The organism is Bacillus sp. 05T31 (assembly GCF_056396725.1).
Genome location: NZ_JBFTMA010000351.1, coordinates 1 through 4,809, shown reverse-complemented (window position 1 = coordinate 4,809; position 4,809 = coordinate 1). Strand labels below are relative to the sequence as shown.

The window sequence follows — 4,809 nt, the reverse complement described above, 5'->3', positions numbered from 1 at the left end:
GCATTAAACAGTATGCTAAGTCGATTTGTAACAATCAAGTTACATCAAAATGATTTTGAATCTGCCAACAAATATTTTTCTTCCGTAGCAATCGCAAATATTGTATTATCAATAATCCTTTGCATTCCAACTATAATGATGATATTGCTGTTGGATAAGGTAATTAATATACCTGAGAACTTTATTTTTGATGTTAAACTACTCTGGTTGTTTTTATTCTGTAGCTTTTTTCTTAATTTATCAACGAGTGTATTTGATGTAGCGACATTTGCGAAAAACAGGTTAGATCTTTCTGCATCGATTAATATTAAATCAAATATATTCAGAGCTTTATTATTAATTGTTCTTTTTAGTTGTATATCACCACATTTATGGTATATCGGTATTGCATTTTTAATTTGTACAATATATATGGTTGTTAAAAAATATAAATTTTATAAAGAATTAACGCCGGATCTTATAGTTGCAAAAAAGTCCTTTGATTGGAAATCAATACCTATTATTGGATTGGTCGTTTTTGGGAAGGACTTTTTTTCTTTATGGATGGGCTCACTTTCCGATAGTGAAATTATAAAAGTGCACATGCTATCGATATTAACTTTATTGCCTATGTTATGTGATACAATTGTTAATCCATTATTTAACGTTAATACAATTACTACGAGGGTTAAAATTCCTGTTATTACAAATCTTATTATAGGTATTTTAAATGTATGTATTGTATATCTTCTTGTAAAATATACAAACCTTGGTGTTTTCGCAGTTGCAGGTGTAAGTGCCATTATGGTGCTCCTACGCATGATTTTATTTATACCTGTATATTCAGCGCATATATTAAAGGTGAAATGGTCTACTTTTTACTGGGTATTGTTGCGCGGAGGTTTGTCTCTTATAATTTTGGCCATTGTATTTATGTTGATTCATAATCTAACTAATATAACATCATGGTTCTCTTTAATAATAATTTGTATGTTAGCTGGAATGTTCGGATACATTTTGAATTTTTTAATTATGTTTAACAAGGACGAAAAGAGAATCGTTATCAATGTATTAAAGCAAAAATTGAATAAGAATTAGTTTTTATATAAATATATTAATTAAACGGGGGCAGTATTAATAGTATGAAACCATTAATGTTTATAAAGAAAAAAATAGCATTATTTATCAGGAAACCTATTTTTCCTACTGAACGTCTTCGTTATAAGAAAATAGTAGATGATAAATTTCATGAAGCTAAAAATCATAATTTAAGATATTTATATGATAAACAGGAAGAAAAACAGTGGAAAAATGCCTTTTATAAGATGTTATGTGCAAATAAAAATGGGCATGAAATACTTTGTGCATTTACAGATAATCAGGTTGAACTGGTTAATTTTTCTTCAAGAGAAGATGAAGGACCTATTTTAATCTCTATTGTGAAGAATGAAAAAAAACGAATTCCAACGTTTTTTAAACATTATAGGGATATGGGAATTAAACATTTCGCTATTTTAGATAATGATTCAAACGATGGAACAGGAGAATGGTTATGCCTTCAGGATGATTGTGATGTGTTTCATACATCAGAGGCATACTCTACACAAAAAAGAGAAGCTTGGGTTAATCGATTACTAAGTCATTATGGACACAATAGATGGTACTTAGTAGTGGATTCAGATGAGCACTTTGTATACCCAGGGATGGAATCGCAAAACATTAATGAATTTATTTTTAGTATGAAGGAAAAAGGTTATGAAAGAGTGCGTTCGTTAATGTTAGATATGTATCCAAAGGATAATATCAATCTTACAACCAACGAAAAAGATGAAGATTATACAGCCCAATACTCTTATTTCGATAAAAACTCTTATAAAGTAACAAAAGAGTATTTTGGAATAATGGTGAGTGGGGGGCCTAGAAAGCGTATTTTTAATTTGGATGTCTATTTGACAAAACATCCTCTATTTTATTTTAATACTGGTGACATACAAGGGCATTCACATTATCAATATCCATATCAGAAGAATAAGAACTTACCTTGCTTCACAGCTCTGTTACATTACAAATTTCTTAATAGTGATATAAGTAAATATGAACAGCGAGTTAAAGCGGGTAATTTTTATAATGGCAGTGAGGAATATAAACGTTATTTGAAACGATTCAATAATCATGATGATTTTACATTCTTTTATGATGGATCAATAAAGTATCAGAATTCTGATTCCTTATTTGAGATTGGGGTTATTGAAAAAAATTACTAACGGATGAAGCGGTTAGTTTTTTTAATGTAAATCAATATTATTCGATAACGGATATTAGTCGAACACTTTTCGACTAACTTATATTTTGTAAAGAACATAGATTTTAATGGTTAACTAAGGTGATTTATTTTTTATAGGTGCTTTTATAACTTGATAATAAAGTTAGGGATTTTGCTTTGGAACCTACATTTTTTCTCTGTATCTATTTGTGTAATTAATGGTAGGTTAGGAAAGGAATAATCAAAATCTATTCAATCAATTGAAAAAAATATAATCAAATGGGGTGTCCGAAGAGTAACAACCTTTATTCCGGATCTCTACAATTTATAAAAAATATACAATTATGTAAAAATTCAGATGCAGGGGGAGATTTATATGTTTAAAATTGCAGTAGCTGGTACTGGATACGTTGGTTTAGTAGCTGGTGTATGTTTTGCTGAAGTAGGACATCAAGTAACTTGCGTTGATATTGATGAAAAAAAAGTGAATTTAATGAAATCAGGTGTTTCACCAATTTATGAGGCTGATTTAGAGGAGTTAATGCAGAAAAATTATGCTGCTGGAAGAATTAATTATACAACGGATTACAAGTCGGCATATAAAGACGCAGATGCTATTTTTATTGGAGTTGGGACTCCAGAACAAGCAGATGGTTCTGCAAATCTTTCTTACATTGCAACTGTTGCAAAACAAATTGCTGAAAGTGTAGAAAAGGATTGTCTTGTTGTTGTAAAATCAACTGTTCCAATTGGAACAAATGACAAAGTTGAGCAGTTTATTCAGGACTTTTTAGTTAATGATGTGAGAGTAGAAGTTGCATCAAACCCGGAGTTTTTAGCTCAAGGTTCTGCTGTTCATGACACTTTATATGCAGAAAGAATTGTTATTGGTACAGAAAGTAAATGGGCTGAGGAAGTATTAATGAATCTTTATAAGCCGTTTCATTTGCCTATAGTTTCAGTGAATAGAAGATCAGCTGAAATGATTAAGTATGCTTCTAATGATTTCTTAGCTCTTAAAATTTCTTATATGAACGATATTGCGAATCTTTGTGAATTAGTTGGCGCGGATATTCAAGATGTTGCAAAAGGTATGAGCTTTGATGAGCGTATTGGAAATAAATTTCTAAATGCTGGTATTGGATTTGGAGGATCATGCTTCCCTAAAGATACTAAAGCATTAGAGTATTTAGCGAGACAAAATGGTTACGAATTAAAAACGGTAAAAGCCGCTATCGATGTAAATAAGAATCAAAAGACTTTATTATACAAAAAGGCGAGTCAAAGGTTAATTACTTTCAACGGTCTTAAAGTAGCGGTGCTAGGGTTGACATTTAAACCGGGTACAGATGACTTAAGAGAAGCTGCATCTCTTGAAAATATTCCTCAATTGTTAGAGCAAGGCGCAGATATTTATGCATTTGATCCAGTCGGTGCAAATAATTTTGCGAAAGTGCATCCAGAGGGAAGAAATAAGAATGGAAATATCACTTATGTTACTAATATTGAACAAGCTTTAGAAGGTGCAAATGTTTGTTTTATCTTCACTGAGTGGGGAGAAGTGAAGGCACTAACTCCAGAGATGTATAAAAAGTTAATGAGAACACCTCTAATTTATGATGGAAGAAACATTTATGATGTTCAAGCAATGCAAGAAGTTGGTATAGAATATCATTCCGTTGGCAGAAAATCAACAAATAGAGAGCGTATGAAGGAGTTGAATAACATTGAACTGCAAGCCTCTAGATAATAGTAAAACATATCTTATTACTGGAGCAGCTGGTTTTGTAGGATACTTCTTATCTAAGAAATTATTAGAACAAGGTTGCCAAGTAATAGGTATCGATAATATAAATGACTATTATGATGTAAATCTTAAATATGCTCGTTTAGAGCAACTGAAACCGTATGAGAAATTTACTTTTATTAAAGGTGATATTTCTGATAAGGATATGATTACTAAGCTTTTTGAAGAGTACAAGCCAAATATTGTAGTGAATTTGGCTGCACAAGCTGGTGTGAGATATTCAATTGAAAATCCAGATGTATACATTCAAAGTAATATCATTGGTTTCTATAATATTCTTGAAGCGTGTAGATATTACCCAGTAGACCATCTTGTATATGCATCATCTAGTTCTGTTTATGGAGCAAATAAAAAAGTTCCATTTGAGGAAACAGATTTTGTAGACAATCCAGTATCACTTTATGCATCTACTAAGAAATCAAATGAATTAATGGCTCATACATATAGTCATTTGTATAAAGTTCCGGCTACTGGACTTCGCTTCTTTACGGTATATGGTCCTATGGGGCGTCCAGATATGGCTTACTTTGGATTTACTGATAAGTATTTTGCTGGGGAGCCAATCAAGATATTTAATAATGGTGATTTTGAAAATGACTTATATCGTGATTTTACTTATATAGATGATATTGTTGAAGGAATCCAACGCCTTTTAAGTAATCCACCTGAAGGTGATGTTGAACATAAAGTATTCAATATTGGAAATAATAATCCTGAAAAACTAATGGTGTTTATAGAAACGTTAGAAAAAGCACTAGGT

The 4,809-nt window shown here is 31.1% G+C and carries 4 protein-coding genes; all 4 read left to right on the top strand.

Annotation, left to right across the window (positions count from 1 at the left end; genetic code table 11):
* Positions 1-1,077, top strand: a 1,077-nt coding sequence (locus tag AC1DJR_RS19080; protein ID WP_477003253.1) for a hypothetical protein, incomplete at its 5' end; no start/stop codon positions are given.
* Positions 1,078-1,121: 44 nt separating this feature from the next.
* Positions 1,122-2,243: a glycosyltransferase family 2 protein gene (locus AC1DJR_RS19075; protein WP_477003252.1), complete on the top strand. Its 1,122-nt coding sequence runs from the start codon at positions 1,122-1,124 to the stop codon at positions 2,241-2,243.
* 375 nt (positions 2,244-2,618) lie between these two features.
* Positions 2,619-3,992: a UDP-glucose dehydrogenase family protein gene (locus tag AC1DJR_RS19070; protein ID WP_477003251.1), complete on the top strand. Its 1,374-nt coding sequence runs from the start codon at positions 2,619-2,621 to the stop codon at positions 3,990-3,992.
* The coding region (locus tag AC1DJR_RS19065) for an NAD-dependent epimerase/dehydratase family protein (protein ID WP_477003250.1) at positions 3,970-4,809 on the top strand (840 nt) is incomplete at its 3' end. The genes AC1DJR_RS19070 and AC1DJR_RS19065, both read left to right, overlap by 23 nt.